The organism is Dactylosporangium sp. CA-139066, from assembly GCF_050936175.1.
GTDB lineage: Bacteria > Actinomycetota > Actinomycetes > Mycobacteriales > Micromonosporaceae > Dactylosporangium.
This window is the reverse complement of the sequence record NZ_JBNJNH010000001.1, coordinates 2,064,372-2,089,794: the sequence shown is the minus strand read 5'-3', so window position 1 is coordinate 2,089,794 and position 25,423 is coordinate 2,064,372. Positions and strand designations below refer to the sequence as shown.

The following is a 25,423-nucleotide window of genomic DNA, read 5'->3' as shown; positions in this document are numbered from 1 at the left end:
CGAAACTTGCCCGAACCTCGGGCGAAATCGCCACCCGGCACGCTGACCTCCGCCTATAGAGGGGGTACCGCATGCCGGAGGGCTTCAGCGCCGGGGACACCGCGTGGCTGCTCGTCAGCGCCGCACTGGTCCTGCTGATGGTGCCCGGCCTCGCGCTGTTCTACGGCGGCATGGTCCGCGTGAAGAGCGCCCTCAACATGCTCATGATGTCGTTCGCCTGCCTGGCCGTGGTCACGGTGGTGTGGGTCGTCGCCGGGTACTCCCTCGCGTTCGGCCCGGACGCCGGCCTCGGCCTCATCGGCGACCTGAGCCACGCGGGCATGGCCGGCGTCGGCGTACACGACCTGACCGGCTCGGTGCCCACCGCCGCGTTCGCCTCGTTCCAGCTCATGTTCGCGATCATCACCGCGGCGCTGCTCAGCGGCGCGATCGCCGACCGGGCCCGGTTCGGCGCGTGGATCGGCTTCGTGGTCGTGTGGGTGCTCGCCGTGTACGTGCCGATCGCCCACTGGGTCTTCGGCGGCGGCTGGATCGCCAGCCACCTGCACATCCTCGACCTCGCCGGCGGCACCGTCGTCGAGATCAACTCGGGCGCCTCGGGCCTGGCCCTCGCGCTCGTGCTCGGCCCGCGCCTGGGCTTCCGCGCCGACCCGATGCGCCCGCACAGCCTGCCGCTGGTGGTGCTCGGCGCCGGCCTGCTGTGGTTCGGCTGGTTCGGCTTCAACGCCGGCTCCGCGCTCACCGCCGGCGGCGCCGCCTCCGTGGCGTTCCTCAACACCCAGGCCGCCGGGGCGGCCGCGGTCTGCGGCTGGCTGCTCGTCGAGCGCTTCCGCGACGGGCACCCGACGACCCTCGGCGCCGCGTCGGGTGCGGTGGCCGGCCTGGTCGCGATCACGCCGGCGTGCGGGTCGGTGAGCCCGCTCGGCGCGCTCGTGGTCGGGGCCGTGGCCGGCGTGGCGTGCGCCTACGCGGTCGGGCTGAAGTACCGGCTGGGCTACGACGACTCGCTCGACGTGGCCGGCGTGCACGGCGTCGGCGGGCTCATCGGCACGCTGCTCATCGGCCTGCTCGCCACCCGGGCGGTCACCGGCGGCGACCGCGGGCTGTTCCTCGGCGGCGGCCTCGACCTGCTGGGCCGCCAGGCCCTCGCGGCCGTGGTCGTCGGCGTCTACGCCTTCGGCGTCACCTGGCTGCTGGCCAAGACCGTGGACCGGGCGGTCGGTTTCCGGGTGAAGCCCGAGGACGAACGGGCCGGCCTCGACCTGGTCGTGCACGCCGAGAGCGCCTACGAGCTGCACGTGACGGGCGGCCGGGTCAGCCACCTGACCGGCGTGACCGCGAAGGAGCCGGCCGCCGACGCGCCGGCGAAGGAACCCGTCGCCGACTGAGGTGCCCCGCCGGTCGGGGCCGCGTGGAGTTCGGTCCCGACCGGCGAGGACGCGCCAAGCGTACCCACGTCTCAGCCGGCCTCGCGCCAGGCGCGGCGGACGGTCAGCCGGACGCGGTCCACGGCCAGCAGCGGGCCGGCCGCGGCGCGGGCGCGGCGCCGGGCGTCCGCGGGCAGGTTGACCGGCGAGCCGGGCGCGAGCGGCAGCACGTGCAGGGTCACGTCGTCACCGGGCGCGTAGCCGGCGTCGCGCAGGCTCACGACCCAGCGCGAGCCGTCCCAGAAGCGGTCGGTGACGGCCCGGCCCCCGATCCGCAGCTCGGCGACGTCGCCGGCCCAGTCGATCCACAGCAGCGCGTCGGCCTCCACCGCCGGGAGGTCGAGCGCGTAGACGGCGGCGAGCTCGTCGAACACGGCCGGCGACGGGGCCGACGGCCGCCCGGCGAACGACCCGTACCCGGCGGGAATGTCCGCGGCGGCCGGCTGCCGCAGCCGCACGGCGACGTCGACCGGCTTCGCGGGCTCGACGGGGCCCTCCAGGGCGAGGGCCCGGAAGGCGCGCCGCGAGGGGTCGTACACCTGAACGTCCGGCCCGGTGGCGACGACCCGGCCGTCGGCGCCCCACCGCAGGTCGGCGCCGGACAGTAGCAGCCGCCGGTCGCCGGTCACCCAGGCGGTCGCGGCGTCGGACGGTGGCAGCACGAGCACGTCGAGGCGGCCGTCCAGCCGCACCGGGGACCGCCCGGGCTCGACGGCGCGGACCGCTCCCCCGGCGGCGATCTCCACCGGGATGCCCTCCTCGGCGCAGAGCACGAGCGTCGGGCCGGGCAGGACGGTGAGCGCGGAGGCGGTCGCCCAGTCCACGCGCACCCCGTGCACGTCCAGCCCGACCGGCCACGCGGCCAGGGTGCCCGGCGGGATGTCGAGCGGGCGCGACGGCAGCACGGCGTCGTCGACGCGGAACCGGGCGCCACGGTACGCCGGCAGCCCCACGTGCGGCTGATGCCAGGCGATGAACAGGAAGGGGCCGCGCACCGCCCAGCGCAGGGTCTCGCCGTCGCCGACTCCGGCCGGCAGCGCGTCGGGCCGGCCGGCCGGCTCGCGGGCGAGGTCCGCGCCGAACGCGGCCAGGAACGCGTGCTGGCGGCGCAGCTCGGCGTGCGCCGGCGCGAGCACGCCGGCCTCGCCGATCGGGGCGTGGAAGTCGTACCCGAGCCGGGGCACGTCGTTGGGGTAGCCGGTGGCGTGCGACTCCTGCGTGCCGCCGGGGCCCGGCGGGTTGGTGCCCCCGCAGTACATGTAGAACCCCTGCCAGACCGATCCGCTGCCGATCTTGCACAGGGCGACCGCGGCGACGTCCCGGCCGCTCGGGCGCGGCCGGCGGTGGTACGCGGTGGCCATCCCGCCGCCGAGCTCGCACGTGGCCGGCGGGAACGGGCCCGGCCGCGGCGGTCGGCGGGGCGGGTCCCAGGCGTCGGAGAAGAAGAAGTGGGCCCGGAACGCGGGGTCCCAGGGCGCGTCGGCGTCGGTCCAGAAGCCGTCGGCGTAGCCGCTGTACACCGGCATGACCGCGCCGGGCGGCAGCCGGGCCCCGTCCCACGCGGTCGCCGTCCACAGCGGCGCCGCCAGCCCGCTCGCGCGGGCCAGCCCCTTGAGCGTCACGAGGTGCCCGGGCGCGTCGAGCAGCTCGTTCTCCAGCTGGATGGCGAGCAGCTCGCGCCCGCCGACGGCGGCGCCGATCCGTGCGAACCAGGCGCGGACGAGCTCGACGTACGCCGGGTCGTCCGTCCGATGCCGCACCGGCGCCCGTTGCACCCAGTCGGGAAAGCCGCCGTTGCGCAGCTCGCCGTGCACCCACGGCCCGATGCGCAGCACCACCTCGAGCCCCGCGTCCCGCCCGGCGTCGATGAACGCGCCGACGTCGAGCCCGCCGTCGAAGCGCACCTCGCCCCGCCGCGGCTCGTGGTGGTTCCACGGGACGTACGTCGACACGACCGTCACCCCGCCGGCGCGCATGAGCTCGAGCCGCTCGCGCCAGCGCCCGCGCGGCACCCGGCTGTAATGCAGCTCCCCCGACACCGGGATCCACGGCCGCCCGTCGCGCAGCAGATGCCGGTCGGTCAGCGCGAGCCCGGCCCGGGCCTCCTGCGCCTCCGGCATCGGCGCCGCGACCGCCGGCCCCGGCCAGCCGCGCCGCCGCACGCGAAGCATGAACGGCTCCCCCTGAAGAAGTTCGCATCCCTACCGGAAGATCACACGCTACCCGTCCGTCAGAACCAACCATGAGCACGCCGCCGGCCGACCTCGGGATGTCGCACCTCGATCGCTACTCGCAGACAGGAAACCGCGCGGACCTCGACGCCGCCATCGAATACCTCATCGCGGCGCACGCCGCGGATCCCGGCCATCCCGACGCCGCGGACTGGCAGGTAACCCTGGGTCGGCTCTACGCCCACCGCGCCGACGACCTGCCGCCCGGCCACGCCCGCCGCGACTGGGTCGTCGACCTCATGGACGACGCGTGGAGCCGCTCCTGGATGTTTCGCTACAACCGTCCCGAGCCCGACGAGGAGGCGCGGGCCGACGCCGAGCGGCTCGTCACGACCCTCGAGGCATTTCACCTCAACGGCCTCTACCCGCCGGCCCAGGCATATGCGCGGCTGCTCACCGGCGCGGCCCACTTCGAGGCCTACACCTACGACCACGCGGCCCGCGCCCACCTCGACGCCGGCCTGGCCGCCGCCGGTCCGGCCCTGACCGAGCTGCTGGCCATCCGCGACGCCAGCCCGGCGATCGTCGACGAGCTGGCCCCGGACAGCCGGCTGGCGCTGCTGGCCGGGATGGTCTCGTTCGGCTTCGAACAGCGCGGCGGCCCCGATGACCTCGACCGGGCCGTCTGGGCCGCGCAGACGGCCGAGAGCCTGTACCGCGCCGCCGAGCCGGACGCGCCACTGCCCGACATCCTGCTGGAGTACCTCGCCGAGGCCCACCGGACCCGCTGTCTCGCCGGCGCCGACCCCGGCGATCTCGATGCGGCGATCGCGGCCCGGACCCAGCTGCTGGACCGCGGATGGGACCCGTGGTGCGCCGTCCTGCTGGGGGAGTTGCTGGCCGTGCGGGCCGACGAGCGCCGAAGCGCGCCGGACGCCCGGCGCGCGATCGAGCTGCTCGGCCGGCTGGCGCGGGAGAGCACCGACCCCGACCCGTGGCCGGAACTCCAGGCACTGGCCCGCGTCGAGGCGCTCGCCGCCGAGCTCGAGGGCGACCAGGCCACCCTGCGCGCGGCGGCCGGTCACCTCGACGCCGCCCTCGCCTGTGACATCCCGGACCACGACGAGCTGCTGCAGATCATGGTGCAGCGCATCGCGGTGCAGGCCGCGTTCGGCCACGACACCGCGCGGGCCGAGGTCGCCGCGCAGTACCGGGAGCTGGTCGAGCGCGCCCATGGCGTCCTGCGTGGCGCGGTCCGGGCCGACGCCCAGCAGCGGGCGGCCTTCTGCGGCGTCCTCGGCTACGTCGAGATGACGATCGCCGCCCACGGCCTCGAGCCGGCCGACAGCGAGCGGATCCGGGGGCTGTTCGCCGTCGCCGCCACGGCGCGGGACCTGGGCCCGGAATGGGAGTCGTATGTGGCCGTGGGGCTGGGGGCGCTCGAGTACCTCGAATACGGGGCCGATCCGCGGGCATCGTCGGACGCCGGGCTGAACCGTCTGGCCCAGGCGGCCGCCGTGAGCACCACGGAGCTCGTCGGCGCCATGCTGCGAATCGTCGTGGATGTCCGCAGCGGCTGGACCGGGTTCCGGCGGGCCGGCGCGTCGCCCTCGGCACCGTCGATCGACGCGTCGCTCGACGCCTATCACGAATTCATTGAGCTGAACGCACGGGGCGACCGCGACGGCCTGCGGCAGCTGGCCGACCGGTATGCCCCGATCCTGGCCGGGGAGCGGGCGCCGGACGCGAGCTACGTCTACGTCGGGCGGCTGCTGGAGATGGCGGATCGCTTCGCCGATCCGGCCGCGGCGCCGCTCGTCGAGCTGCGCCCGCTACAGCTCCCGGCCGACGTAGCCGGGGACGCGGAGCTGGCCCACGATCTCGCCCTGTGCAGCGTGCTGTTCGAGCAGGGCCGGGCCCGCCGCGACGCGGACATCGTGCGGCGGGCGGCCGAGTATGCGGAGAAGGCGCTGACGTTCATTCGTCCCGGACACCCGCAGCTGACGCTGGCCGCCCGCCTCGCCGCCGGGGCCGCGCGGCTGGAGCTCGCGCACCTGGGCGAGGGCGCCGGTCAGGCCCGGCTCGCCGAGGGTCACTATGCCGAGGCGATGCGGGTCGCCGGCGATCATGAGCACCCGATGTGGTGGTCGCTCGCCCTCCGGCGGGCGGAGGCGGTCCGGATGGGCGGCGGTCCCGCGGCGGCGTCGCGGGAGCTCGGGCTGTCGGCGCTGCGCGGCTTCGCCTGGCAGGTGGCGGCGAAGGCCGGCACCGAGTACGCGATCGTCTCGGCCCGCGACGCCGGAGCCGCCGCCCGGGTCGTGGCGGGCTGGTGCCTGGCCGACCGGGACCGCGGGGAGGACGTGGACGAGCAGCTCATCGCCGCCCTCGACGCCGGGCGGGCGCTGGTGCTGCAGGCGGCGTCGAGCGCGCGGCAGATCCCCGGACGACTCGAACGCGCCGGCCAGGCCGCCCTCGCCAGGATCTGGGAGGCAACGGACGGCGAGGGCGAGCACCCGGCGACCGACGAGCTGCCGCTGCGAGCGCTGCGCACGCTCACCGGCGACGGCTCGGCGGTCGCCGGGTTCGAAGCGGTCACGACCGCCGAGATCAGGGCGGCGCTGGCCACGCTCGGCGCGGACGCGCTCGTGTATCTGCGGGCGGGCGGGGAGGACGAAGCGGGCGCCGCCGTCATCGTGCCGGCGCGCGGCCCGGCCACGGTGCTGCCGATGCCCGGCCTCCACCCGCCGGTCCCGGCCCATTCCCGGTGGCCGATGACGGCGCGAGAGGTCGTCGCCCGGACGGACGTGGGCGACGGGCTCGACGAGGTGTGCGCGTGGGCCTGGCGGGCCGCGATCGGCGGACTGCTCGACGAGGTCGGCGCCTGGGGGCTGGGGCGCCCGGCCCGGCTCGTGCTCGTGCCCCTGGGGGTGCTCGGGGCCGTGCCGTGGCACGCCGCGCGCGGCCCGCGCCACGCCGTGGAGGCGGCGGTGTTCTCGTACACACCGTCGGCGCGCCACCTGTGCGCGAGCGCGGCCGCCGGACCGGCAGCCGGGGTCGGCGCCGCGCTCGTCGTCGGGGACCCCGGCGGCGACCTGCCGTTCGCGGGGGCCGAGGCCGCCGCGATCCATCGGGAGTTCTACCCGGGCGGCACGTACCTCGGCGGCGGGGCCGGGTCGGCCCAGGCGGTGCTCGGCTGGATCGACGCGGCGCCGGCCGGGCCGCTGATGCTGCACTTCGCGTGCCACGGGGCGATCGACCCCGAGCGGCCGGCCGACGCGCACCTCGTGCTGGCCGGCGGGGCGCCGCTGCCGGCCGACGTACTGCTGGAGCGGGCCCGCCGCAAGGCGCTCGACCTGGGGGAGGTCTTCCTCGCCGCCTGCACGACCGGGGTCACCGGCGAGGATCACGACGAGGTGCTCAGCCTCGCGACGTCGTTTCTCGCGGCGGGGGCGCGCACGGTGTTCGGGTCGATGTGGCCGGTGCCCGACGGCGACACGTCCGTGCTGATGTACATGGTGCATCACTTCCTGCGCGTGGAAGGGCTCCCGGCCGCCGACGCGCTGCACCGGGCGCAGCGGTGGATGCTCGATCCCGCGCGGGTGGTGCCGGAGCGGATGCCGGCCGAGCTGCGGCGGCACTGCGCCGCGGGGACGGTCTTCGGCCCGGCGTCGTGGGCCGGCTTCACGCACGTAGGCCGGTGACCGCCTCGGCGTTGCGGCGGGCGCCCGCCACCAGCATCAGGCGCCACACGACCAGCTGCACGACCGAGGCGTCGTGGGCCGGCTTCACGCACGTAGGCCGGTGACCGCCTCGGCGTTGCGGCGGGCGCCCGCCACCAGCATCAGGCGCCACACGACCAGCTGCACGACCGACAGGACCAGGGCGAAGGGCATGAGCGTCCAGATGCCGACGTGCTGGGCGAGCCAGCCGGCCAGCCACGGCAGGCCCGCGCCGCCGACGACCGAGACGCCGTTCATGACCCCCATCGCGGTGGCGACCAGGCGCGGCTCGACGACGTCCGGGACGACCGCGATCGCGGTCGGGAACAGCGGGGCGAGGAAGAAGCCCAGCAGCACGAAGCCCGCGGTGGCCACGGCGGCGGCCGGCGAGGCCCAGATGAGCGCCGCGCCGCCGGTGACGCCGGCCAGGCACGCGGTGGCCATCGCGGCCGCCGACATCCCGGCGCGGGTGGCGGCGGGGCTGATGAGGAACCGGCCCAGGGTCAGGCCGAGCCAATAACCGCTGATGGTGTACCCCGCGACGAGCGACGGTTCGCCGTGCTCCTGCACCAGGTAGGTGAAGCCCCAGTTGCCGACGCCGATCTCGAGGCCGACGTAGACGGTCAGGAAGATCGACGCCAGCAGGATCGCGGGCCGGCGCAGCGCCTCGCCGAAGCGCGGGGGCGGGGCGGCGGACTCCTCGGCCGGCGGGCCCGTGCGGGGGTACGCGAGCAGGAAACCGGCGGCCAGCGGCACCGCGACGGCGCCGAGCACGAGCCAGACGGCGGTCCACGGCAGGTACTGCAGCAGCCACGCCGCCAGCAGCGGCCCGAGCAGCGCGCCGACGCCGAAGAACGCGTGCAGCCGGTTGAGCAGCGTGGTCGCCCGCGGCAGCCCGGCAAGGTACACGTTGAGGACCGACTCGAGGATGCCGGTGCCGTAGCCGGCGAGCAGCTGCACGGCGACGAGCGCCCAGAACGGCGGCCGGGCGGCCATCGCGAACGCGGCGAAGATGTAGGCCAGAGCGCCGATGGTCAGCGCGACGCGCACGCTGACCCGGTGCAGCAGCGCCCCGGAGGTGGCCCCGGCGACCAGGAACCCGGCCGAGGACGTGAAGAACGTGATGCCGATGGTGGCCTCGTCGACGCCGTAGTCGGCGATCTGGGCCGGGATCAGGATGCCGCCGACGCCGGCGCCGAGGCCGACGAGTACGAATGCGGCGTACGACAGCAAAACCGGCGCCCGGTCCGGGCGGCGCGTAAGGCTCACCGCCCGATAGTAAGGGGCGGTAAGCCTCACGGGCCGTTTCGAAAGTCAGTTCTTCGGCACGGCGCCGATCATCGCCCCGGCGAAGGCGACCATGTTGGTGCGCATGGTGTCGGCGTTCCACGGCTCGTTGCCGCCGGCGTTGAAGCGCACCTCGACGTACAGGTTCGCCTCCGAGCAGACCAGCAGCGCCTCGATGCGCTTGTCGCCGTAGCTCAGGCGCTTGGCGAAGAAGGCCTGGGCGCCGCAGCCGGAGACCTTGTCGCCGCTGAAGCCGGCGATCCCGGGATACAGGTCGGAGGCCTGCTTGAAGCGCGCGGCGGTCTTGTCGTCGGCCACGGCGAACGCCTTGACCTCCTGGGCGCCGTCCGCGGCGGCGAGGTAGTAGTCGCAGCCGGGCAGCGGCAGGTCGCCCTTCTCCTCGGTCGGCTCGCCCTTGCCGTCGCCGGTGCGCGGGCCGAGCAGCTTCAGGTCGCCCAGCGCGCACGGGTCGCCGGGCTGCTTGTACTTCGCGGCGGCGCCCGCCGCGGGAGCGGTCGTGGCCCCCGCGCCGGCGGCCGTGGCCGGGGCGTGGGGCGTCTTGTCGGACTGGACGGACAGGGCCGCGACGAACCCGCCGGCGCAGCAGAGGACGAGCACCCCGCCCACGATGCCGAGGATCAGGCCGAGGCGGGACTTCTTCTTCGGTACCGAACTATTGGGAACGCCCGCGAAGGGCGGATAGGGCGTGGTCATGGTCGCCCAGTCTCGTCGTGCGGGGCCGCTCGCGCCGTCGGCGTTGCGACCCATTCAAGTCGCCGCCGCGACTGTCGTGTTCACGATCGGGCCGGCCGACGAGGCGATGCAGCACCTCGTGGGTCGTCATCAGCCGTCGGCGGTGGTGACCGGGCCGATGTGGGCCAGGCCGACGCCCTTGGCCGAGCAGACCTGGCGCTGCGCGGCGACGAACACGGCGCCGGTCTCGTCCGGCGGGTACACCCGCAGGCCGGCGATGTCCTTCGGCGCGCAGGTGTCGGGGAAGTCCATCGGCTGCGGCGACTGCAGCGTCGCGTGCGCCGAACCGCCCGCCTTGAGCGTCACCCGGGCCGGGGCGTTGCCGCTCATCCGCTGCGCCGGGTCGTTCACCTGCTGCCCGTCGGCGCCGGTCACCCACGAGACGCCCGGGAAGCCGTGCATCGTGCACGTCCGTTGCGACCCGTTGGTGAACACCAGCCACTCGTAGACGCTGCCGGCCGCACCCCCGCCCGGCGCCGCCTTGACGCTCACCTGCAGCTCACCCGTGTGGCACCGGCCGGACGTGTCGCTGTTCGTCTCGCTCGGCGCGAGGGAAGCACGGGAAGCGGAAGGCTCCGGTGACGCCGCGGTGACCGTGGAATCCATGCTGTCGCAGCCGCCCATCAGCAGCACCAGCGTGAGTATCGCCCTGTTCGCGTTCATGAAAAGCACCCCCGCATCGGGTTACCCCGGCCCCGGGAGCCCGGAACATCTGCCCGGCTCAGAGGGCGTCGAAGAACGCGGCGATCGCGGCCCGCACGCCCGGGCTCGTCCAGGCGGCGAGGACCGACTCGTCGTCGGCCCGCCCGTCGTCCATCCGGGCGACGGCGTCGCGGCGCAGCTGCCGCTTGGTGAGCGCGAACGTGCCTGACGGGATGCGCGCGAGCCGCTCGGCCTCCGCCAGCGCCCGCTCCAGCAGCTCGTCGGGCGCCACGACCGCGTCGACGAGCCCGAGGCGCCGCGCCTCCTGCGGCGGCATGGTGCGGGCCGACAGGGCGAGGTCGGCCGCGGCCGGCCCGGCGGCGGACCGGAGGACCTGCATGGGCGCCGACGGATACGGCACGCCGACCGCGAGCTCGGTCACCCCGATCGTCCCGCCGGCCATGAACCGCCGGTCGGCGGCGAGGGCGAGGATGCACCCGCCGGCGATGGCGTGGCCGTTGACGGCGGCGACGACCGGGCGCGGATGCTCGAACACGGCCCGGCAGGCGGCGTTGAGCGCCGGCAGGAACGCGGCGGCGTAGTCGGGCCCGCCGTCCAGGACGCGGCGCAGGTCGACGCCGGCGCTGAAGCAGCGCCCGGCGCCGGTGAGCACGACGGCGGCGGCGGGCCTCGTCGCGAAGGCGTCGCGCAGCGCCAGCAGCAGCTCCAGGTCGAGCGCGTTGACCTTGCCGTGGGCCATCCGCACGACGTGCACGGCGCCGTGCTCATCGACCTCAATCATCCCCCGACGGTACGCGACCGCGCGAGCCGGCATTGCCGCTACGCTTCTTCCGCCTTCCCGGCGTCGGCGTGGACGGGGGATGTTCGACGGGTCGCGAGGGAGGGGCGTATGGCCAGACGTGCGGGAGCGACGGTGCAGGACCGCATCGTCGAGCTGATCCACGACCGTGAGCTGCCGCCGGGCGCGCCGATGCCGACCGAGCCGCAGCTGATGGACGCCCTCGGGGCCAGCCGCAACAGCGTCCGCGAGGCGATCCGGGCGCTGCAGGCGCTGGGCATCGTGGAGATCCGCCACGGCCACGGCACGTTCGTCGGCCGCGCCTCGATCGACGTGCTGACCCCCTCGCTGACGTTCCGGGTGCGCACGGACGGCGGGATCCGCGCGCTGCGCGACCTCGTCGAGGTGCGCGAGCTGCTGGAGACCGGGCTCATCGGCAGCGTCGTCGGCACCGTGAGCGACGCCCGCTTCGCCGCCCTCGACGCGCTGGTCAACGGCATCGCGCACGACGCGGGCGCGGACCGGGCGTTCCACGCACTGCTGTACGAGGGCTGCGGCAACGAGCTGGTCCTGCAGCTCATCGCCGTGTTCTGGGACGTGTACCACGAGGTCGGCGACCGGCTGCCCCCGCCGGACCACCAGGCGGCGCAGACGGTCGCGAACCACCGCCGCATCGTCGACGCGCTGCGGGCCCGCGACCCCGAAGCCGCCCGCGAGGCGATGCGCCGCCACTTCGGCGAGGTGAAGGAGCGCATCGCCCGCGAGCTGTCCTAGCGGTCCTTGCTCACCCGGAACATCGCCGCCCCGTGCGCCGGCACCTCGGCCGAGACCGTGCCGCCCGTGGCGGTCGTCGTTCCCGTCCAGAGATCCTTCATGGTGTACGTCCCGTGCCCCACGCTCGTCGAGATCCGCGCCGCGGCGCCGGTCTCGTTGAACAGCACCACGGCCACGTCGCCGTTCGCGAGCGGCCGCCGCAGCACGTCCAGCCCGCCGGCCGCGGACACGAGCCCGGCCGGCCGCCCGAGCGGGTCCTGGTCGACGGCGACGACGTCCCGGTTGGCGAGGTCGGCGATGGTCCGCGGGCTCGCCTTCGACGAGCCGGTCGGCCGCCGCCCGTATCACGTCCTCGGTGACGTCGAGCCCGTAGGCGTTGTAGTCGTTCCACCCCATCGGCGGCGTGCGGGCCAGCCCGTTGCCGAGGCGGGGCTGCGGCTCCTGCGCTCCCGCGAGGAGCCCCAGCACGGCCAGGAGCACCAGTACGACCCGCATGTCTGCGGACCGTACCGGCGCACCCTGGCAGTTCCCTGCCTGCCCCCTGTGCCCTTGACCCTCGCGCTACGGTGTTTCCGGGTTTCAGCCGGCTGCGGCGTATGCGGCGAACTGGTCCACGAGCCCCTGCGGCGCGTCGTCCCGGAAGCACAGCTCAAGGTTGGCCGCGGCCTCGGCCGCGGCTCGCTCGCTGCGCACGAACATGGCGTCCTCGTACTCCCGCAGCGCCCCCTCGACGTCCCCCGGGTGCGCCACAATCGACTTGCCGAGCTCGGCCCCGTCGTACATCGCGAGGTTGGCCCCCTCCCCCGCGAACGGCGACATGAGATGCGCCGCGTCCCCGACCAGCGTCACGCCCGGCACCCGGTCCCACCGGAGCCCGACCGGCAGCACGTTGATCGCCCGCGGCACGAGCGCCCCGTCGGCCTCGAGAATCAGCCGGACGAGCTCCGGCGCCCACCCGGAGAACCGCTCGGCCAGGGTGGCCTTCGCGTCGCCGACCGCGTCGTCGAGCGCCCCTTCGGCGGCCCGCAGCGCGACGTACACGTGGAGGCTCCCATCGGTCTCCCGGTGCGCCAGGAACCCCTGGCCGGGCCCGAGCGCGAACAGCATCCCTTCCCCCACCACGGCCGCCGCCTCCGGATGCCGCCGATCGGCGTCGTGGAGGTCGACCTCGAAGAAGGTGATCCCCGCGTACGCCGGCTTCGCCTCGCTCACCAGCCCACGCACCCGCGACCAGGCCCCGTCGGCCCCCACCACCAGTCCGGCGCCGACGACCTCCCCGCCCCCGAGCGTGATCTCATGACGCCCACCCCCGACGGCCCGCACGCCGGACACCTTGGCCCCCCACCGGATCGTCCCGTCGGGCAGCGAGTCGAGCAGCATGCGCCGCAGATGCCCCCGGTCGACCTCGGGCCGCCCACCGGTGCCGTCGTCGCGCTCCTCCATGAGCACGTTCCCGTGCCGGTCGAGCACGCGCATGGCTTCCCCACCGGGATGCACGATGCGCCGGAACTCTTCGTACAGCCCGGCATCGCGCAGCGCGACCTGCCCGTTGTAGTCATGGATGTCGAGCATGCCGCCCTGCTGCCGGCTCTCGGCGGACGCATCAAGTTCGTACACGGTCGCCGCAATACCGTGGACGTGCAGCACCCGGGCGAGCGTGAGCCCACCAAGCCCCCCACCCACGATCGCAATCTCACTCTGGTTCTTCATTGGCGTGTCGCTCCTTTCATGAATGATCTTCAGCTTAACGAACTCGTTCGTAACGAACGCGTTCTTCAATCGCGCACTGCACCCCCTTGGCCGGCGCCGCCACCCCCTCTACCCCGTCGCACCGCGCCTTCGGCCGACCTCTACCCGTCGCACCGCGAACACCGCGCCCGCCCTATCTACCGGCCGCGCCATCTCCCGGGCGCCATCCACCGGTGGCTCACCGCGCCATCTCCCCGGGCGCCATCCACTGGTGCCTCACCGCGCCATCTCCCGGGCGCCATCCACCCGGGGCCTTATCCCTCGGGCGTCATCCGCCCAGGCGTCGCAATGGCGCCAATGCCTTCGATGATCGCGGCGAACGCCCACCGCATCCGCTGCTCCCCCACCCCGGAAAACAGCTCATGTCGCACCCGCCCGATGTACGGATAGTCCGCCGGATCCGCCATCTGAACGGCGACGGCCTGCAACTGCGGCCCATGCTCGGGATCGACCTCCTCCCCCCGGGTCCCCTGCTCGGCCGCGATAGCGGTCGCATGCTGCAGCAGAAGATCGACCCCCCAGGCGGCTTGACGCTCGCGCACTCCCCCAGAAAGCAGCAGCTCAAGCATGATGTCGATCAGCCGCAGGTAGTTGCCCCCGGAGGGCCGCAGCGTCAACACGGACCGAGCCAGACTCGGATACCGCAACAGCAGCGTCGTGTAACTTTCGAGCAACTCCCCAAGCGACTCCCGCCACCGCACGGCCGGCACCGGGGCAGGCAGCTCAAGCCCGGACAGCAACTGATCAAGCAACGCCCCGTGCAGCTCAGCAGTGTTACGGATGTACACATAGAGCGAGGCCGGCCCGGTATCCAACTCATTGGCCAGCCGCCGCATGGTGACCCGCTCAAGCCCTTCTTCCTGCATGATCGCAAACGCCACCGCAACGAGCCCTTCCCTGCTCAGCGGCGGTTTAGCCGGCCGATCACGCCGACTCACAGGTACCCGACGACCACTCATGAACACGATCGTAACGAACGCGTTCGTTAACGCCTACCCCTCACCCACTGTGTCCACGATCGCATTCGTCACGAACGCGTTCGTCACGACCACGTTCGTAAGCGCCAGGCCCGCGCAAGCCGCCACACCTCACGGCATCTCCGAGCACGTTCGTCACGAACGCGTTCTCCCAACCCCGGCGCCGCACCCAACCCCACGCCCCGCCGACCGCACGGGCCACGTTCGTCACGAACACGTTCGCCCGACCCGCGCGCGGCACCAACGCCACGCCGACGCCGAGCACGCCGGCCACGTTTGTCACGAACGCGTTCGTCACGACCAAGTTCGCCCAAGCCGACGCGCGCCCCCGGCACAACCCGCGCGCCGCACCCACGCCCCGCCGAGCGCACATGCCCCGTTCGTCACGAACGCGTTCGTCACGACCAAGTTCGCCCAAGCCGACGCGCGCCCCCGGCACAACCCGCGCGCCGCACCCACGCCCCGCCGAGCGCACATGCCCCGTTCGTCACGAACGCGTTCGTCACGACCAAGTTCGCCCAAGCCGGCGCGCGCCCCCGGCACAACCCGCGCGCCGCACCCACGCCCCGCCGAGCGCACATGCCCCGTTCGTCACGAACGCGTTCGTCACGACCAAGTTCGCCGGTCGCGCATTCCCCCCCGGCCACGTTCGTCACGAACGCGTTCGCCCGAACCGCGCGGGGCAACATGCCGGCGCCGAGTGCGGGCCGCGTTCGTCACGAACGCGTTCGTCACGGCCAAATTCGGCCAAGCCGCCGCGCACCATGGCATTACCTCAACCGCGTTCGTCACGAACACGTTCGCCCAACCCTCGGCGTCGGCGGCACCCACGCGCCGCGGAGCACGCAGGCCGCGTTCGTCGCGAACATGTTCGCCCAACCCTCGGCGTCGGCGGCACCCACGCGCCACGGAGCACGCAGGCCGCGTTCGTCGCGAACATGTTCGCCCAACCCTCGGCGTCGGCGGCACCCACGCGCCGCGGAGCACGCAGGCCGCGTTCGTCGCGAACATGTTCGCCCCGGTCCGAGGCCACGCCGGGCGACCGTCGCGCGCGCGGCGTCAGGCGGCGGGGGCGCGGCGCAGCAGCGAGCGGGAGATGCCGCGAGCGGCGGCCACGACGGCGGGGATCAGCGTCGCCGGCTGCGGGCCATCGACCGGGACGATCACCGACAACGCCGCCGTCACGCGGCCCTCGGCGTCGCGGACGGGGGCGGCCACCGACACCGCATCCATCTGCACCTGCCGGTCGCTCACCGCATGGCCGGCGCGGCGAACCTTGTCCAGCGTCGCCCGCAGAAGTGCCGGCTCGGCGATGGTGAGCGGGGTGAAGGCGACCAGCGGCCGCGACAGGTACTGCTCGAGCACGTCCGGCGCGCAGTGGGCCAGCAGCACGAGACCCACGCCGGTCGTGTGGGCCGGCAGGCGCCCGCCCACGCGGCTGCGGACGACCAGGGCGCCGCGGGCCGAGAGCCGCTCGACGTACACGACGTCGACGCCGTCCAGGACCGCGAGCTGCACGTGCTGGTGGGTCGCCTCGTAGAGGTCCTCAAGGTACGGGATCGCGGCCTCGCGCAGGCCCAGGCCGCGCGGGGCGAGCGCGGCGACCTCCCACAGGTGCAGGCCGATCTGGTACCGGCCGGCGGCGTCGCGCTCCAGTGCGCCCCACGCGGCGAGCTCGCCGACGAGGCGGTGTGCGGTGGCGAGGGGCATGCCGGTGCGGCGGCTGATCTGCGAGAGGGTCAGATGGCGGTGCTCGCCGTTGAATGCGTCGAGGACGCTGAGCACCCGGCTGGTTACGGTCCGGGCGGCGTTTCCGGTGGTCATGGCGGCGTCCCCCCGACCGTTTCCCCAACGTTAGGCACGCCCGCGCGAGAGCGTCAAGAGCCATGGACGCGCGGCGATGGCAACGGAAGAAGCGCGACGTCCCTACCCTGGTCGGCATGACCACTCCCCCGCAGCCGGGCCTCGCGTGCGTCACCAGCCTGCGCGCGCTGTACGAGTCGGACCTGCGCGACCTCGCCGCCGCCGTGCTGTACATCGGGTGCGCCGGGACGTTTCAGCGCTCGCCGTCGCTGTTGTCGGTGGATCAGGTGTACCGCCAGATCTCGCAGGGCATTCCCGAGCTGCAGCGGGTGTCGATGCTGCAGGCGTCGCCGCACGCCGCGCCGGTGCGCGAGATCCTCTACGAGGCGGTCCAGGTGCTCGAACACAACCGGCTGGTGCTGTGGCGGTACGCCGGAGCCGAGCACGTGCGCGAGGAGATCACGCTGACCCGGCGCGGGCGGGCGGCGCTGATGAGCCCGGACAGTCGCGCCTACCTGACCCGGTGAGGGCCGCGCGGAGCCGTCGCCCGTCCCGTGGCCGGCGAGATCATGCCGGGCTGCAGGCCCCGGGCGCGCAGCGCGGCGACGATTCGCGGGACGGCCTCCAGCGTCGCGGCGTAGCCGTCGTGCATCAGCAGGATCTGGCCGTCCTGCAACGCCTCCGCCGCGGCGACGATGTCGTCCGGGCCGGCGCCGGCCCAGTCGCGGGTGTCCACGTCCCACAGCACCTCCGTCAGGCCCAGGCGCCTCGCCAGCGCCCGGACCGCGGGGTTCGTGTCGCCGTACGGCGGGCGGAACAGGCGCGGCGCGGCGCCGGTGATCCGGCGTAGCACCCGGGCCGTGCGGCGCAGCTCGTCCTCGGCCTCCTGCTCCGGCAGCGCGGTGAGGTGCGGGTGGCTCCAGCTGTGGTTGCCCAGCCACATGCCGGCGGCCCGCTGGGCGAGGACCAGGCCGGGCTCGTCCCGCGCGTTGCGGCCGATGTTGAACAGCGTCGCCCGCGCGCCGCAGGAGCGCAGCGCGTCGAGCAGCGCGAGCGTGTGCGCGGGCGTCGGGCCGTCGTCGAACGTCAGCGCCACGTGGCCGGGCGTCACGGCGCCGCCGCGAGCTCGGCGCAGGTCTCGGCGGGCAGGTCGCCGTCGGCGACGATGACGGCGTAGCGCAACCGGAGCTCCTCGTCGGGGCCCAAACGGTACACCTGCCGCGCAAACGGTGCCGGGCACACCACCGCGTAGACCTCGCTGCGCACGAACCAGCTCGTCGGGTAGCCGGCGTTGGCCGGGTCGTCGACGAACAGGATCGTCGAGGCGCTGCCGTCGCCGTCGTGGCGGCCGACGAACGCCAGCCACGGGGCGCGGGCGTTGTTCAGGTCGTCGGCACCGGTGGTGCCGGGGATGCGCACCGTGCCGCCGCTGAAGCTGCGCGGGCCGCGCCAGAACAGTCCACTGTAGGCGGCGCCCTCGCGGCCCTCGGTCTGCGGGCTGCCGAACTCGACCGGGTCGCCGCCACGGTTGCGCAGCTCGGTCGCGAAGTCCAGGCGCCAGGCGGAGCGGTGCGGCAGCATCGTCACCGTCATCGACCGGCGCTCCGTGAACGCCTCGCGGCCGTCCTGGGCGTCCCAGCGCAGGCGCTGCACGCATCGCAGCGAGCGGTCGCCGGCGTTGAGCACCTCGAAGCGCTCGTGCCGCTGGGAGCCGTTGTTGGGCAGCTGCGCGTACCCGCCGAGCGAGCGCAGGTAGGTCGGGCCGCCCCAGAAGTTGTCCGGGCCGGCGTTGCTCAGGGCCAGCGAGAGGCCCTTGTGCCACACGTGGTCGTGCGGGCGGTAAATGGTCACCAGGCGCCCGCCGATGGTGCGGACCGGGTGGAGGTACGGCCGGGGAGACTCCACCTGGGACTCCCGCGGGCGGTAGACGTAGCGGAACAGCTCGCGGCCCCGCCAGGTCACGCGCAGCGAGGAGTCCTGCTGCAGCGCGAAGTCGAGGCCGGCGGGCGCGGTGACGGGCGCGTTGGTCATGCCATCTCCCAAGGCGGGCCGGAGCCCTGCATGCTGTGATAGAACGGCCCGAGGTCCCCCGGGCCGACCGGGCGGCCGGTGAACGCCGAGGCGTAGATCCCGGCGACGAGTGCGAGGGTGCGGCGGGCCTCGGCGACCTCGACGGGCGGCGGGGCGCCGCGGGCGACGGCGGCGAGGACCTCGTCGAACTGGGCGCGGTGGCCGCTCGACACGCCGGACGCGCCCGACTTCCAGGCCAGGGCCACGCGCTCCTCGTGGCCCGGGGCGGGGGCGATGCGCCAGTTGTCGTCGCTGTACCCGTACAAATGCGTCACCTCGACCGTCGCGTGCTCGAAGTCGAAGCGCAGCCGGCTCTCCTCACGCGGCGAGACGACGCTGTTCACGACCGTGGCCACGGCGCCGCTGTCGAAGACGACGTGGGCCAGCGAGACGTCCTCGGTGTCGACGCGGCGGGCCTGCCGGCGGGCGACCGCGCACACCTCGGTCCAGTCGCCGAGCACGGCCAGCAGCAGGTCCATCTGGTGGATGCCGTGTCCCATCGTGGGACCGCCGCCCTCCGTCTCCCAGCGGCCGCGCCACGGCACGTCGTAGTACTCCTGCGGGCGGTACCAGCTGGTCTCGCACACGGCCAGCAGCGGGCGGCCGAGCACCCCGGCGTCGAGCAGCGACCGCAGGCGGCGGGCGCCGGAGCCGAAGCGGTGCTGGAACACGGTGCCGAACGGGCCGGCGGCGGCGAGGGCGTCGAACTCGGCCAGGCTCAGCGCCGGCGGCTTCTCGACGAGGACCTGCGCGCCGGCCGCGAGGGCCACCCGGGCCGGGCCCGCGTGCGCGCCCGGCGGGGTGCACACGTGGACCAGGTCCGGCTGCGTCTCGGCGATCGCGCGCGCCAGGTCGGTGCCGGCGTGCGCGATGCCGTGGCGGCTGGCGAACGACCGGGCGCGGTCTCCGTCGATGTCGACGGCCGCCACGACCAGCGCCCGGTCGTTCAGCTCGCGCAGCGCCTCGAGGTGGATGCGGGCGATACCGCCGGTGCCGACGATCGCCACCCGGACCGGACCGCTCACTTGACACCGAGCTTCTGCAGCTGCTCGGTGAAGTCCTTGCGGACGGTCTCGCCACCCTGAGCGCGCCAGTTCTTGATGATCTCGTCCAGATAGGACAGTGGCTGGCGGCCGGCGATGATGTCGTTCTGGCCGTTGCTGACCAGCGCGCCCAGCACCGGCTGCTTGCGCGACCACTCGTCGGAGAACAGCCCGTTGGCCACGACCGGGTCGGGCACCGACGTGCCGATAATGTCCTTCTGGTAGTTGTACGACAGCTTCGTCGCGTCCGGCTTGCCGGGGATGAAGATGGCGTCGGGGGCGTCCACGATGTACCGGATGCCGAGCGCGGTCTGCGCCGCGCCCGCCTGCGTGTACACGGGGCCGCCGTTCTGCATCGTGTAGTGCTGGCCGGGCAGGCCGTAGCGGCGGAACAGCCACTCGGCCGTGCCGAAGGGGGCCGCCAGGTAGTTGCACAGCGTCAGCAGCTGCTTGATGCGGGCCTTGTCGGCCTTCTTGAAGACGGTGAAGTTGTTGATGGCGCCCGCGTTGGACTGCCACGTCGCCGCGAACCCGCCGCCGTCGTACTTGGGCGGGCGTATCCCGCTGATCGCAAACGCGGCCCCGGCGACGTTCTCGGCGAAGTACTGGGGCCAGGCCGTGTAGCGATCGGCGGTCAGCACCGCCTCGCCGGCGTTGAACCAGCGCTTCACCGGCGCGTTGCTGGCGAAGCTGTCCGGGTGCACGACGCCGTCCTTGTACATGGCGACCACATCGGACAGTGCCTTGCGGAACTCGTCGGTCTCGACCTGGTTGACGAGCTTGTTGCCGTCCCAGCGCCAGCCGTTGGGGGCGCCGAGCATCTGCTGCACGAAGAACATCAGCCCGCCGGCGTTGACGATGGCCCAGCGGTTCGCCTTCGCGTCGGTCACCTTGCGGCACAGGTCGCGGAACTCGGCGAAGCTCTTCGGGTTCGGGTCGACGCCCAGCTGCGTGAGGAGGTCGTCGCGGCGGAACATGAGCGTGCCCGCGACGCCGCGGGGCACCGGGACGCCATAGATGCCGCCGTTGTACACGCACTGCTTCCACGCCGCCGAGGAGATCGCGGCCAGGTTGGGGTACTCCTTGACGGCATCCCCGCCGAGGAACTCGGTCAGGTCGGTGCACTTGGTGGCCATCCACTGTGGAAGGTTCCCGATCCCGGCCGGCACCCCGTTGGGCAGGTACAGCGCGGGCACGATGAGGTCCGGCAGGTCGTCGCCGGCGATGAGGCTCGAGAACTTCGTGGCCATCTCGGCGCTGGGCGTGATGGTGAGCTTCAGCTCGCAGCCGAGCAGCTTGTCCAGCTCCTGCCAGAACGGGTTGTTGTCCTTGGGCGGCGGCACCGGCGAGCCGGTGAGCACGAACGCCGACACGGTGCCGCCGGCCATCGGCGGGGCGGTGAACTGCTGCACCGGCGGGTCGGGGTAGGACAGGAACGCGTCCAGCAGCCCGTCGGCGTTGCCGGGCAGGTCGGCCTTGACCACTGTGGACGGCACGTAGGCGGGCAGCTTGACGCCCTGGTTGCGCTCGGTCGAGTTGTCGTTCCTGCCGGCGCCGCCGTCGCCGCAGGCGGCCAGCATGGAACCGCCCGCGGCGGTGAGCGCCGCGGCGAGAAACGTGCGACGGGTGAGCATGAAAATCCTCCGTGGGGTTCAGCCCTTGACGGCGCCCGCGAGGACGCCCTTGGTGAAGTGGCGTTGCACGAACGGGTACACGAGCAGGATCGGCACGATGGAGATGACGAGGATCGCCATCTGCAGCGCCTCCTGCGGGGGCAGGTCGCCCGAGCCGATCTGGTCGACCCCGAGCTGCTGCTGGTTGACGACGTAGGTGCGCAGGACGAGCTGGATCGGCCACTTGGCCGTGTCGTTGAGGTACAGCAGCGCCGTGAAGAACGCGTTCCAGTAACCGACGGCGTAGAACAGCCCGATCACCGACAGCACCGCCCGGGACAGCGGCAGGACGATGCGGACGAGGATCTGCCCGTCGCCGGCGCCGTCCATGCGGGCGCTCTCAATCAGCTCCGCCGGGATCTCCATGAAGAACGCGCGCAGGATGACGACGTTGAACGCGCTGATCGCCACGGGCAGGATCAGCGCCCAGTAGGAGTCGAGCAGGCCGAGGGCGTCGACGGTGAGGTACCCCGGAATGATGCCCGGCGTGAAGAGCAGCGCCCCGACGACGAGCAGCAGGATCGGGCGGTGCCCGAACGATCGGGGCCGGCTCAGTCCGTAGGCGAGCAACGCCGTCGTGGTGAGGCTGAGCGCGGTGCCGGCGGCGGTGATGAGCACGCTCACCCCGACCGCGCGGGGCACGACGCCGCCGGTGAACAGGGCGCGGTACGCGGCGAACGTGACCCCGTCGGGAATCAGCACGAACCCGCCGTTGCGCACGATGTCCTCGCGGGTGGCGAGGCTGGTCGAGACGATGCCGACGAACGGCACGACCACCAGCGCGCAGCAGAGCGTGAGCAGCACGGCCTTCAGGAACTTCACGCCGGCCCCCGCTGGTACAGGCCGGGCTCGCCGAACGCGTGCGCCAGCCGGTTCGCGCCGAGCACGAGCACCACGCCGACGAGGCCCTTCACGAGCCCGACGGCGGCGCTCACGCCCCAGGAGCCCATGACGACCCCGTGGTTGTACACGTACGTGTCCAGCACCTCGCTGGCGTCCACGCCCACGGCCTGCTGCTGCAGCAGGATCTGCTCGAAGCCCACGGTGAGCGCGTCGCCCAGGCGCAGGATGAGCAGCAGCACGATCACGCTGCGCAGGCCCGGCAGGGTCACGTGCCACAGCTGGCGGACCCGGCCGGCGCCGTCCACCGCCGCCGCCTCGTACAGCTCCTGGTCGATGCGCGACAGCGCGGCCAGGAACAGGATCATCGCCCAGCCGGCCTCCTTCCACAGCACCTGGCCGGTGACGAGCTCCTTGAACACCTCGGCATTGCCGACGACGTCGATCGTGCCGAGGTCGTGGCGGCGCAGGAACGTGTTGAGCGGGCCGCTGCCGCCGAGCAGCTCGTTGAAGATCGACACGACGATGACCCAGGACAGGAAGTGCGGCAGGTACAGCACCGTCTGCACGAGCCGCTTGAGCCGCTCGGAGATCATGCCGTCCAGCAGCAGCGCCAGGCCGATCGGCACCGTGAACACGATCCCGATCTGCAGCAGCATCACGACCAGGGTGTTGCGCAGCGCGGTGACGAACTGCGGGTCGGCGCCGGTGAGGATCGAGAAGTTCGCGAAGCCGGTCCACGGGCTGTCGGCCAGGCCGAGGTACGGCTGATAGTCCTTGAACGCGATCACGTTGCCCAGCAGCGGCAGGTAGTGGAACGTCAGCAGCAGCGCCACCCCGGGCAGCGCGACGAGCAGCAGGAATCGGTCGCGGGCGAGCCGCTGCCGGCGGCCGGCGCGGCGGGCGGCGGCCGCGCTCGCGGGCGGCGGGCGGCGAGTCTGCGTCTGCGTCATGGCACTCCTCGAGGTCTGGCGGAGACCGTTCGGGCATGCGGCAATGTTTCGAAACTTTCCGGATCGGCCCGGAAATGTTTCCTCACGCTACGAGCGCCACCGAAGTTCGTCAATGCCCGATCGGCAAGGCGGTCGATGGCCGTTCGACGATCGTTGCCGCCGCGCGGATCTGCCTAGAATGCGCTGGTGACCGATGCGAAACCGGAGGAGAAGCCGGGCCGGCGACCCCGCGGGACCATGACGGTGGCGGCCATCGCGCAGCTCGCCGGGGTGTCGCCGCCGACCGTCTCGAAAGTTCTGAACGGCCGGTCCGGCATCGCGGTCGACACGCGCGAGCGGGTCGAGGCGCTGCTGCGCGAGCACGGGTACCGCCGCACCGACGCGACCAGCGCCATGCCGATCGTCGAGGTCGCGTTCTCCGGCCTGGAGAGCCACCTCGCGATCGAGATCATGCGCGGGGTCGAGGAGGTCGTGCGCGACCGCGGCCTGACCGTCGGCTTCACCGACCTGCAGGGCCGCGCGCCGCGGGCCGGGCGGCGCACCGCCGACCTGCTGCTCAGCCGCCGCCCGACCGGCGTGATCGCGGTCCACTCCGCCTACCGGGGCACGTACTACCAGCAGCTCACGGCCAGCGGCGTACCCCTCGTCGTGCTCGACCCGACCGGTGAGCCCGTGCACGACACCCCGTCGGTCGGCACCACCAACTGGAGCGGCGGGATCGCCGCCGCCCGCCACCTGCTCGAGCTCGGCCACCGCCGGATCGGCATCATCACCGGACCGGCCGGCTACATGTGCGCCCGCGCCCGCCTGGAGGCGGCCCGCGCGGCCCTCGAGACCGCGGGCCTGGCCCTCGACCCGGAGCTGGTGCGCAGCGGCGCGTTCGTCTTCGAGGACGGCCTTGAGCTGGGCGGGCAGCTCCTCGCGCGGCCGCGGCGCCCGACCGCCGTGCTGTGCGGCGACGACCTGCAGGCCCTCGGCGTGTACGAGGCCGCGCGCCGGGCCGGCCTGCGCATCCCCGACGACCTCAGCGTCGTCGGCTTCGACGACATCGAGCTCGCGCGCTGGTGCGGGCCGCCGCTGACCACGGTGCGCCAGCCGTTCGCCGGCATGGGCAACGCCGCGGCCGAGATGGTGCTCGCCCTGGCCGCGGGCCAGACCGTGGACCCGGCCCGGGTCGAGCTGGCCACGTCGCTCGTCATCCGGGAGAGCACCGCGCCGCCGCCGGCGTGAAAGTTCCACGCTTGGAATTGTTTTCGGTGCATCGACCGAAACATTTGTCACGGGTACCGTGTCGGCATCCACGGCGGGGCGGGAGGTGACCCATGGCCGGCGTCGCCTCCGTTGGCGCCAAGCGGGGTGAGAACTACGGCGGGCAGTCCCGGCAGGAGCGCGCGGCCGGCCGCCGGGACCGCCTGGTCGCCGCGGCCGTGCAGCTCTTCGCCGCCCGCAGCTACGACGACGTCACCGTGTCCGACGTGTGCGCGCTGGCCCGGGTCTCGAAGCGGTACTTCTACGACCACTTCACCGACCGCGAGGCCCTGCTGCTGTCGGTGCACCGCGAGGTCAACGACTGGCTCCTCGCGGGCCTCGCCGCCGCCGCGCCCCGCGACCCCGCCGGCGTCGAGGAACTGCTGCGCCCGATGCTCGGCGCGCTGGTCCGGCTGCTCGCCGAGCACCCGCAGCGGGCGCGGGTCATCTACATCAACGCCCCGCGGATGGAGCTGCGCCGCCGCGGCGTGCTGCGCCACGACGCGGACGTGGTGGCGCGGCTCGTCGGGCCGGTGGTGGGCCCCCCGCGCGACCCGGTGCGCTACGAGCGGACGCTGCTGACCCTGGTCGCCGGCATCACGCAGGTGGTCATCGACTGGGTCTGGCGCGACATGACCGACCCGCCGGAGCCGCTCGTGGACCACCTGACCACGCTCGCCACGGCGATCCTGCTGAGCCTCGGCCCCGCGGACGGTGCGCCCCCCGAACGTTAGCCGCCCCAACGGCCGCCGCCGTCAGGTTGCCGAACGTTCGGCATCCGTACGGTCGGGCGGGCGGACGATGGCGGCCTCGAAGGCGTAGCGGTCCCCGCGGTACACCGAGATCGCACGCTCGACGGCCCGGTCGCGCTGGTCGAACGCCGTGCGCTCCACCAGCAGGGCCGGGCTGAACGCGGGCGCCTCCAGCAGCGCCGCGGCCTCCCGGTCGAGCACCGTGGCCCGGATGGACTGCTCCGCCCGCATCATCCGGATGTGGTACCGCAGGTGCAGCGCCTCGTACAGCGACCCGTCCAACGCCCCGTCGAGCAGCCCCGGCACTGCCGCGGCCGGCAGGAAGACGTCCTCCAGGCACATCGGGACCCCATCCGCGGTGCGCACCCGCGCGACGTGAAACACCTCGTCCCCTGGGCTCAGCCCGAGCGCGAACCCGACCTCGGCCCCGGCCGCCACCGCCTCGGCCGCCCGCAGCCGCGACCCGGGCCGCAGCCCGCGCCGGCGCATGTCCTCGCTGAACGAGGTGAGCTCGATCCCTTTGGTGATCGCCGGCCGGGCGACGAAGGTGCCGGCGCCGCGCACCCGGTACACCCGCCGCTCCCGCTCGAGCCGGTCCAGCGCCTGCCGGACGGTCATCCGGCTCACGCCGAACTGCAGCGCGAGGTCCCGCTCGGCCGGCAGCCGCTCGTGCGGCCCGAGCTCGGCGTCGATGAGCCCCTCGAGGTGCGCGCGCAGCATCTCGTGCTTCGTGGCGGTCATGG

General features: G+C 73.6%; 22 protein-coding genes. 6 read left to right on the top strand and 16 right to left on the bottom strand.

Annotated elements, in window-relative coordinates; translation table 11 throughout:
• Positions 1–71: 71 nt before the first annotated feature.
• Positions 72–1,388, top strand: coding sequence for an ammonium transporter (locus tag ACQEVU_RS09610; RefSeq protein WP_433322243.1), 1,317 nt, complete (start codon positions 72–74; stop codon positions 1,386–1,388).
• 71 nt (positions 1,389–1,459) lie between these two features.
• Here the strand turns inward: ACQEVU_RS09610 and ACQEVU_RS09605 are convergent, their stop codons facing one another.
• Positions 1,460–3,598, bottom strand: a complete 2,139-nt coding sequence (locus ACQEVU_RS09605) for a beta-galactosidase (protein ID WP_433322242.1) — start codon at positions 3,596–3,598, stop codon at positions 1,460–1,462.
• A gap of 71 nt (positions 3,599–3,669) precedes the next feature.
• Between ACQEVU_RS09605 and ACQEVU_RS09600 the strand changes: the two genes are divergently transcribed.
• On the top strand, positions 3,670–7,299 hold the full coding sequence (locus ACQEVU_RS09600; RefSeq protein WP_433322241.1) for a CHAT domain-containing protein: 3,630 nt from the start codon (positions 3,670–3,672) through the stop codon (positions 7,297–7,299).
• Positions 7,300–7,383: 84 nt separating this feature from the next.
• On the opposite strand, the gene ACQEVU_RS09595 is transcribed toward ACQEVU_RS09600, so the two are convergent.
• The 4 genes from ACQEVU_RS09595 to ACQEVU_RS09580 all read right to left on the bottom strand — a co-directional run bounded on the left by ACQEVU_RS09595 (position 7,384) and on the right by ACQEVU_RS09580 (position 10,801).
• The gene (locus ACQEVU_RS09595) at positions 7,384–8,586 is read right to left on the bottom strand and encodes an MFS transporter (protein WP_433322240.1); all 1,203 of its coding nucleotides are present in this window, start codon (positions 8,584–8,586) and stop codon (positions 7,384–7,386) included.
• Between the two features lie 45 nt (positions 8,587–8,631).
• Entirely contained in the window at positions 8,632–9,318 is a 687-nt protein-coding gene (locus ACQEVU_RS09590; protein ID WP_433322239.1) for a hypothetical protein, read from the bottom strand.
• A 129-nt stretch (positions 9,319–9,447) separates the two neighbouring features.
• Positions 9,448–10,020, bottom strand: a complete 573-nt coding sequence (locus ACQEVU_RS09585; protein WP_433322238.1) for a DUF4232 domain-containing protein — start codon at positions 10,018–10,020, stop codon at positions 9,448–9,450.
• Between the two features lie 58 nt (positions 10,021–10,078).
• The gene (locus tag ACQEVU_RS09580; protein ID WP_433322237.1) at positions 10,079–10,801 is read right to left on the bottom strand and encodes an enoyl-CoA hydratase/isomerase family protein; all 723 of its coding nucleotides are present in this window, start codon (positions 10,799–10,801) and stop codon (positions 10,079–10,081) included.
• Positions 10,802–10,909: 108 nt separating this feature from the next.
• Between ACQEVU_RS09580 and ACQEVU_RS09575 the strand changes: the two genes are divergently transcribed.
• Positions 10,910–11,572, top strand: a complete 663-nt coding sequence (locus ACQEVU_RS09575; RefSeq protein ID WP_433322236.1) for a FadR/GntR family transcriptional regulator — start codon at positions 10,910–10,912, stop codon at positions 11,570–11,572.
• On the opposite strand, the gene ACQEVU_RS09570 is transcribed toward ACQEVU_RS09575, so the two are convergent.
• From ACQEVU_RS09570 to ACQEVU_RS09555, 4 genes are all read right to left on the bottom strand, one after another.
• Positions 11,569–11,802 carry a hypothetical protein gene (locus tag ACQEVU_RS09570; RefSeq protein WP_433322235.1) on the bottom strand — a complete coding sequence of 78 codons (234 nt, stop codon included), beginning with the start codon at positions 11,800–11,802 and terminating at the stop codon, positions 11,569–11,571. The two genes, ACQEVU_RS09575 and ACQEVU_RS09570, sit on opposite strands and share 4 nt — an antisense overlap.
• A gap of 349 nt (positions 11,803–12,151) precedes the next feature.
• Positions 12,152–13,282, bottom strand: a complete 1,131-nt coding sequence (locus tag ACQEVU_RS09565) for an FAD-dependent oxidoreductase (RefSeq protein WP_433322234.1) — start codon at positions 13,280–13,282, stop codon at positions 12,152–12,154.
• Between the two features lie 293 nt (positions 13,283–13,575).
• Entirely contained in the window at positions 13,576–14,202 is a 627-nt protein-coding gene (locus ACQEVU_RS09560; protein WP_433322233.1) for a TetR/AcrR family transcriptional regulator C-terminal domain-containing protein, read from the bottom strand.
• Positions 14,203–15,357: 1,155 nt separating this feature from the next.
• Entirely contained in the window at positions 15,358–16,122 is a 765-nt protein-coding gene (locus tag ACQEVU_RS09555) for an IclR family transcriptional regulator (RefSeq protein ID WP_433322232.1), read from the bottom strand.
• Between the two features lie 116 nt (positions 16,123–16,238).
• Here ACQEVU_RS09555 and ACQEVU_RS09550 point away from each other — a divergent pair, with 116 nt between their 5' ends.
• Entirely contained in the window at positions 16,239–16,628 is a 390-nt protein-coding gene (locus ACQEVU_RS09550) for a hypothetical protein (RefSeq protein ID WP_433322230.1), read from the top strand.
• Here ACQEVU_RS09550 and ACQEVU_RS09545 read toward each other — a convergent pair.
• The 6 genes from ACQEVU_RS09545 to ACQEVU_RS09520 are packed head-to-tail and all read right to left on the bottom strand — an operon-like array spanning position 16,613 to position 22,680.
• A complete protein-coding gene (locus tag ACQEVU_RS09545; RefSeq protein ID WP_433322229.1) occupies positions 16,613–17,212 on the bottom strand; it encodes a polysaccharide deacetylase family protein in 600 nt (199 codons plus the stop codon). The two genes, ACQEVU_RS09550 and ACQEVU_RS09545, sit on opposite strands and share 16 nt — an antisense overlap.
• Positions 17,209–18,132 carry a PmoA family protein gene (locus ACQEVU_RS09540; protein ID WP_433322228.1) on the bottom strand — a complete coding sequence of 308 codons (924 nt, stop codon included), beginning with the start codon at positions 18,130–18,132 and terminating at the stop codon, positions 17,209–17,211. The genes ACQEVU_RS09545 and ACQEVU_RS09540 overlap by 4 nt, the downstream gene beginning before the upstream one ends.
• Positions 18,129–19,196 (bottom strand): Gfo/Idh/MocA family protein, encoded by a 1,068-nt coding sequence (locus ACQEVU_RS09535; protein ID WP_433322227.1) that lies wholly within the window; start codon positions 19,194–19,196, stop codon positions 18,129–18,131. Before ACQEVU_RS09535 ends, ACQEVU_RS09540 begins: the two co-directional genes overlap by 4 nt.
• Entirely contained in the window at positions 19,193–20,848 is a 1,656-nt protein-coding gene (locus tag ACQEVU_RS09530; protein WP_433322226.1) for a hypothetical protein, read from the bottom strand. The genes ACQEVU_RS09535 and ACQEVU_RS09530 overlap by 4 nt, the downstream gene beginning before the upstream one ends.
• 18 nt (positions 20,849–20,866) lie before the next feature.
• Entirely contained in the window at positions 20,867–21,709 is an 843-nt protein-coding gene (locus ACQEVU_RS09525; RefSeq protein ID WP_433322225.1) for a carbohydrate ABC transporter permease, read from the bottom strand.
• Complete coding sequence (locus ACQEVU_RS09520) at positions 21,706–22,680, bottom strand: ABC transporter permease (RefSeq protein WP_433322224.1); 975 nt, start codon at positions 22,678–22,680, stop codon at positions 21,706–21,708. Before ACQEVU_RS09520 ends, ACQEVU_RS09525 begins: the two co-directional genes overlap by 4 nt.
• A gap of 186 nt (positions 22,681–22,866) precedes the next feature.
• Between ACQEVU_RS09520 and ACQEVU_RS09515 the strand changes: the two genes are divergently transcribed.
• Both ACQEVU_RS09515 and ACQEVU_RS09510 read left to right on the top strand, forming a co-directional pair.
• The gene (locus tag ACQEVU_RS09515; RefSeq protein ID WP_433322223.1) at positions 22,867–23,910 is read left to right on the top strand and encodes a LacI family DNA-binding transcriptional regulator; all 1,044 of its coding nucleotides are present in this window, start codon (positions 22,867–22,869) and stop codon (positions 23,908–23,910) included.
• 92 nt (positions 23,911–24,002) lie between these two features.
• Positions 24,003–24,662, top strand: a complete 660-nt coding sequence (locus ACQEVU_RS09510; RefSeq protein WP_433322222.1) for a TetR/AcrR family transcriptional regulator — start codon at positions 24,003–24,005, stop codon at positions 24,660–24,662.
• A gap of 21 nt (positions 24,663–24,683) precedes the next feature.
• Here the strand turns inward: ACQEVU_RS09510 and ACQEVU_RS09505 are convergent, their stop codons facing one another.
• Positions 24,684–25,421, bottom strand: a complete 738-nt coding sequence (locus ACQEVU_RS09505; protein ID WP_433322221.1) for a GntR family transcriptional regulator — start codon at positions 25,419–25,421, stop codon at positions 24,684–24,686.
• Positions 25,422–25,423 lie beyond the last annotated feature (2 nt).

Bases quoted from the DNA above. Each gene is read 5' to 3' on its own strand.
- ACQEVU_RS09610 (WP_433322243.1), top strand. From the start codon at position 72: ATGCCGGAGGGCTTCAGCGCCGGGGACACCGCGTGGCTGCTCGTCAGC.
- ACQEVU_RS09605 (WP_433322242.1), bottom strand. From the start codon at position 3,598: ATGCTTCGCGTGCGGCGGCGCGGCTGGCCGGGGCCGGCGGTCGCGGCG.
- ACQEVU_RS09600 (WP_433322241.1), top strand. From the start codon at position 3,670: ATGAGCACGCCGCCGGCCGACCTCGGGATGTCGCACCTCGATCGCTAC.
- ACQEVU_RS09590 (WP_433322239.1), bottom strand. From the start codon at position 9,318: ATGACCACGCCCTATCCGCCCTTCGCGGGCGTTCCCAATAGTTCGGTA.
- ACQEVU_RS09585 (WP_433322238.1), bottom strand. From the start codon at position 10,020: ATGAACGCGAACAGGGCGATACTCACGCTGGTGCTGCTGATGGGCGGC.
- ACQEVU_RS09580 (WP_433322237.1), bottom strand. From the start codon at position 10,801: ATGATTGAGGTCGATGAGCACGGCGCCGTGCACGTCGTGCGGATGGCC.
- ACQEVU_RS09575 (WP_433322236.1), top strand. From the start codon at position 10,910: ATGGCCAGACGTGCGGGAGCGACGGTGCAGGACCGCATCGTCGAGCTG.
- ACQEVU_RS09565 (WP_433322234.1), bottom strand. From the start codon at position 13,282: ATGAAGAACCAGAGTGAGATTGCGATCGTGGGTGGGGGGCTTGGTGGG.
- ACQEVU_RS09555 (WP_433322232.1), bottom strand. From the start codon at position 16,122: ATGACCACCGGAAACGCCGCCCGGACCGTAACCAGCCGGGTGCTCAGC.
- ACQEVU_RS09550 (WP_433322230.1), top strand. From the start codon at position 16,239: ATGACCACTCCCCCGCAGCCGGGCCTCGCGTGCGTCACCAGCCTGCGC.
- ACQEVU_RS09540 (WP_433322228.1), bottom strand. From the start codon at position 18,132: ATGACCAACGCGCCCGTCACCGCGCCCGCCGGCCTCGACTTCGCGCTG.
- ACQEVU_RS09530 (WP_433322226.1), bottom strand. From the start codon at position 20,848: ATGCTCACCCGTCGCACGTTTCTCGCCGCGGCGCTCACCGCCGCGGGC.
- ACQEVU_RS09520 (WP_433322224.1), bottom strand. From the start codon at position 22,680: ATGACGCAGACGCAGACTCGCCGCCCGCCGCCCGCGAGCGCGGCCGCC.
- ACQEVU_RS09510 (WP_433322222.1), top strand. From the start codon at position 24,003: ATGGCCGGCGTCGCCTCCGTTGGCGCCAAGCGGGGTGAGAACTACGGC.
- ACQEVU_RS09505 (WP_433322221.1), bottom strand. From the start codon at position 25,421: ATGACCGCCACGAAGCACGAGATGCTGCGCGCGCACCTCGAGGGGCTC.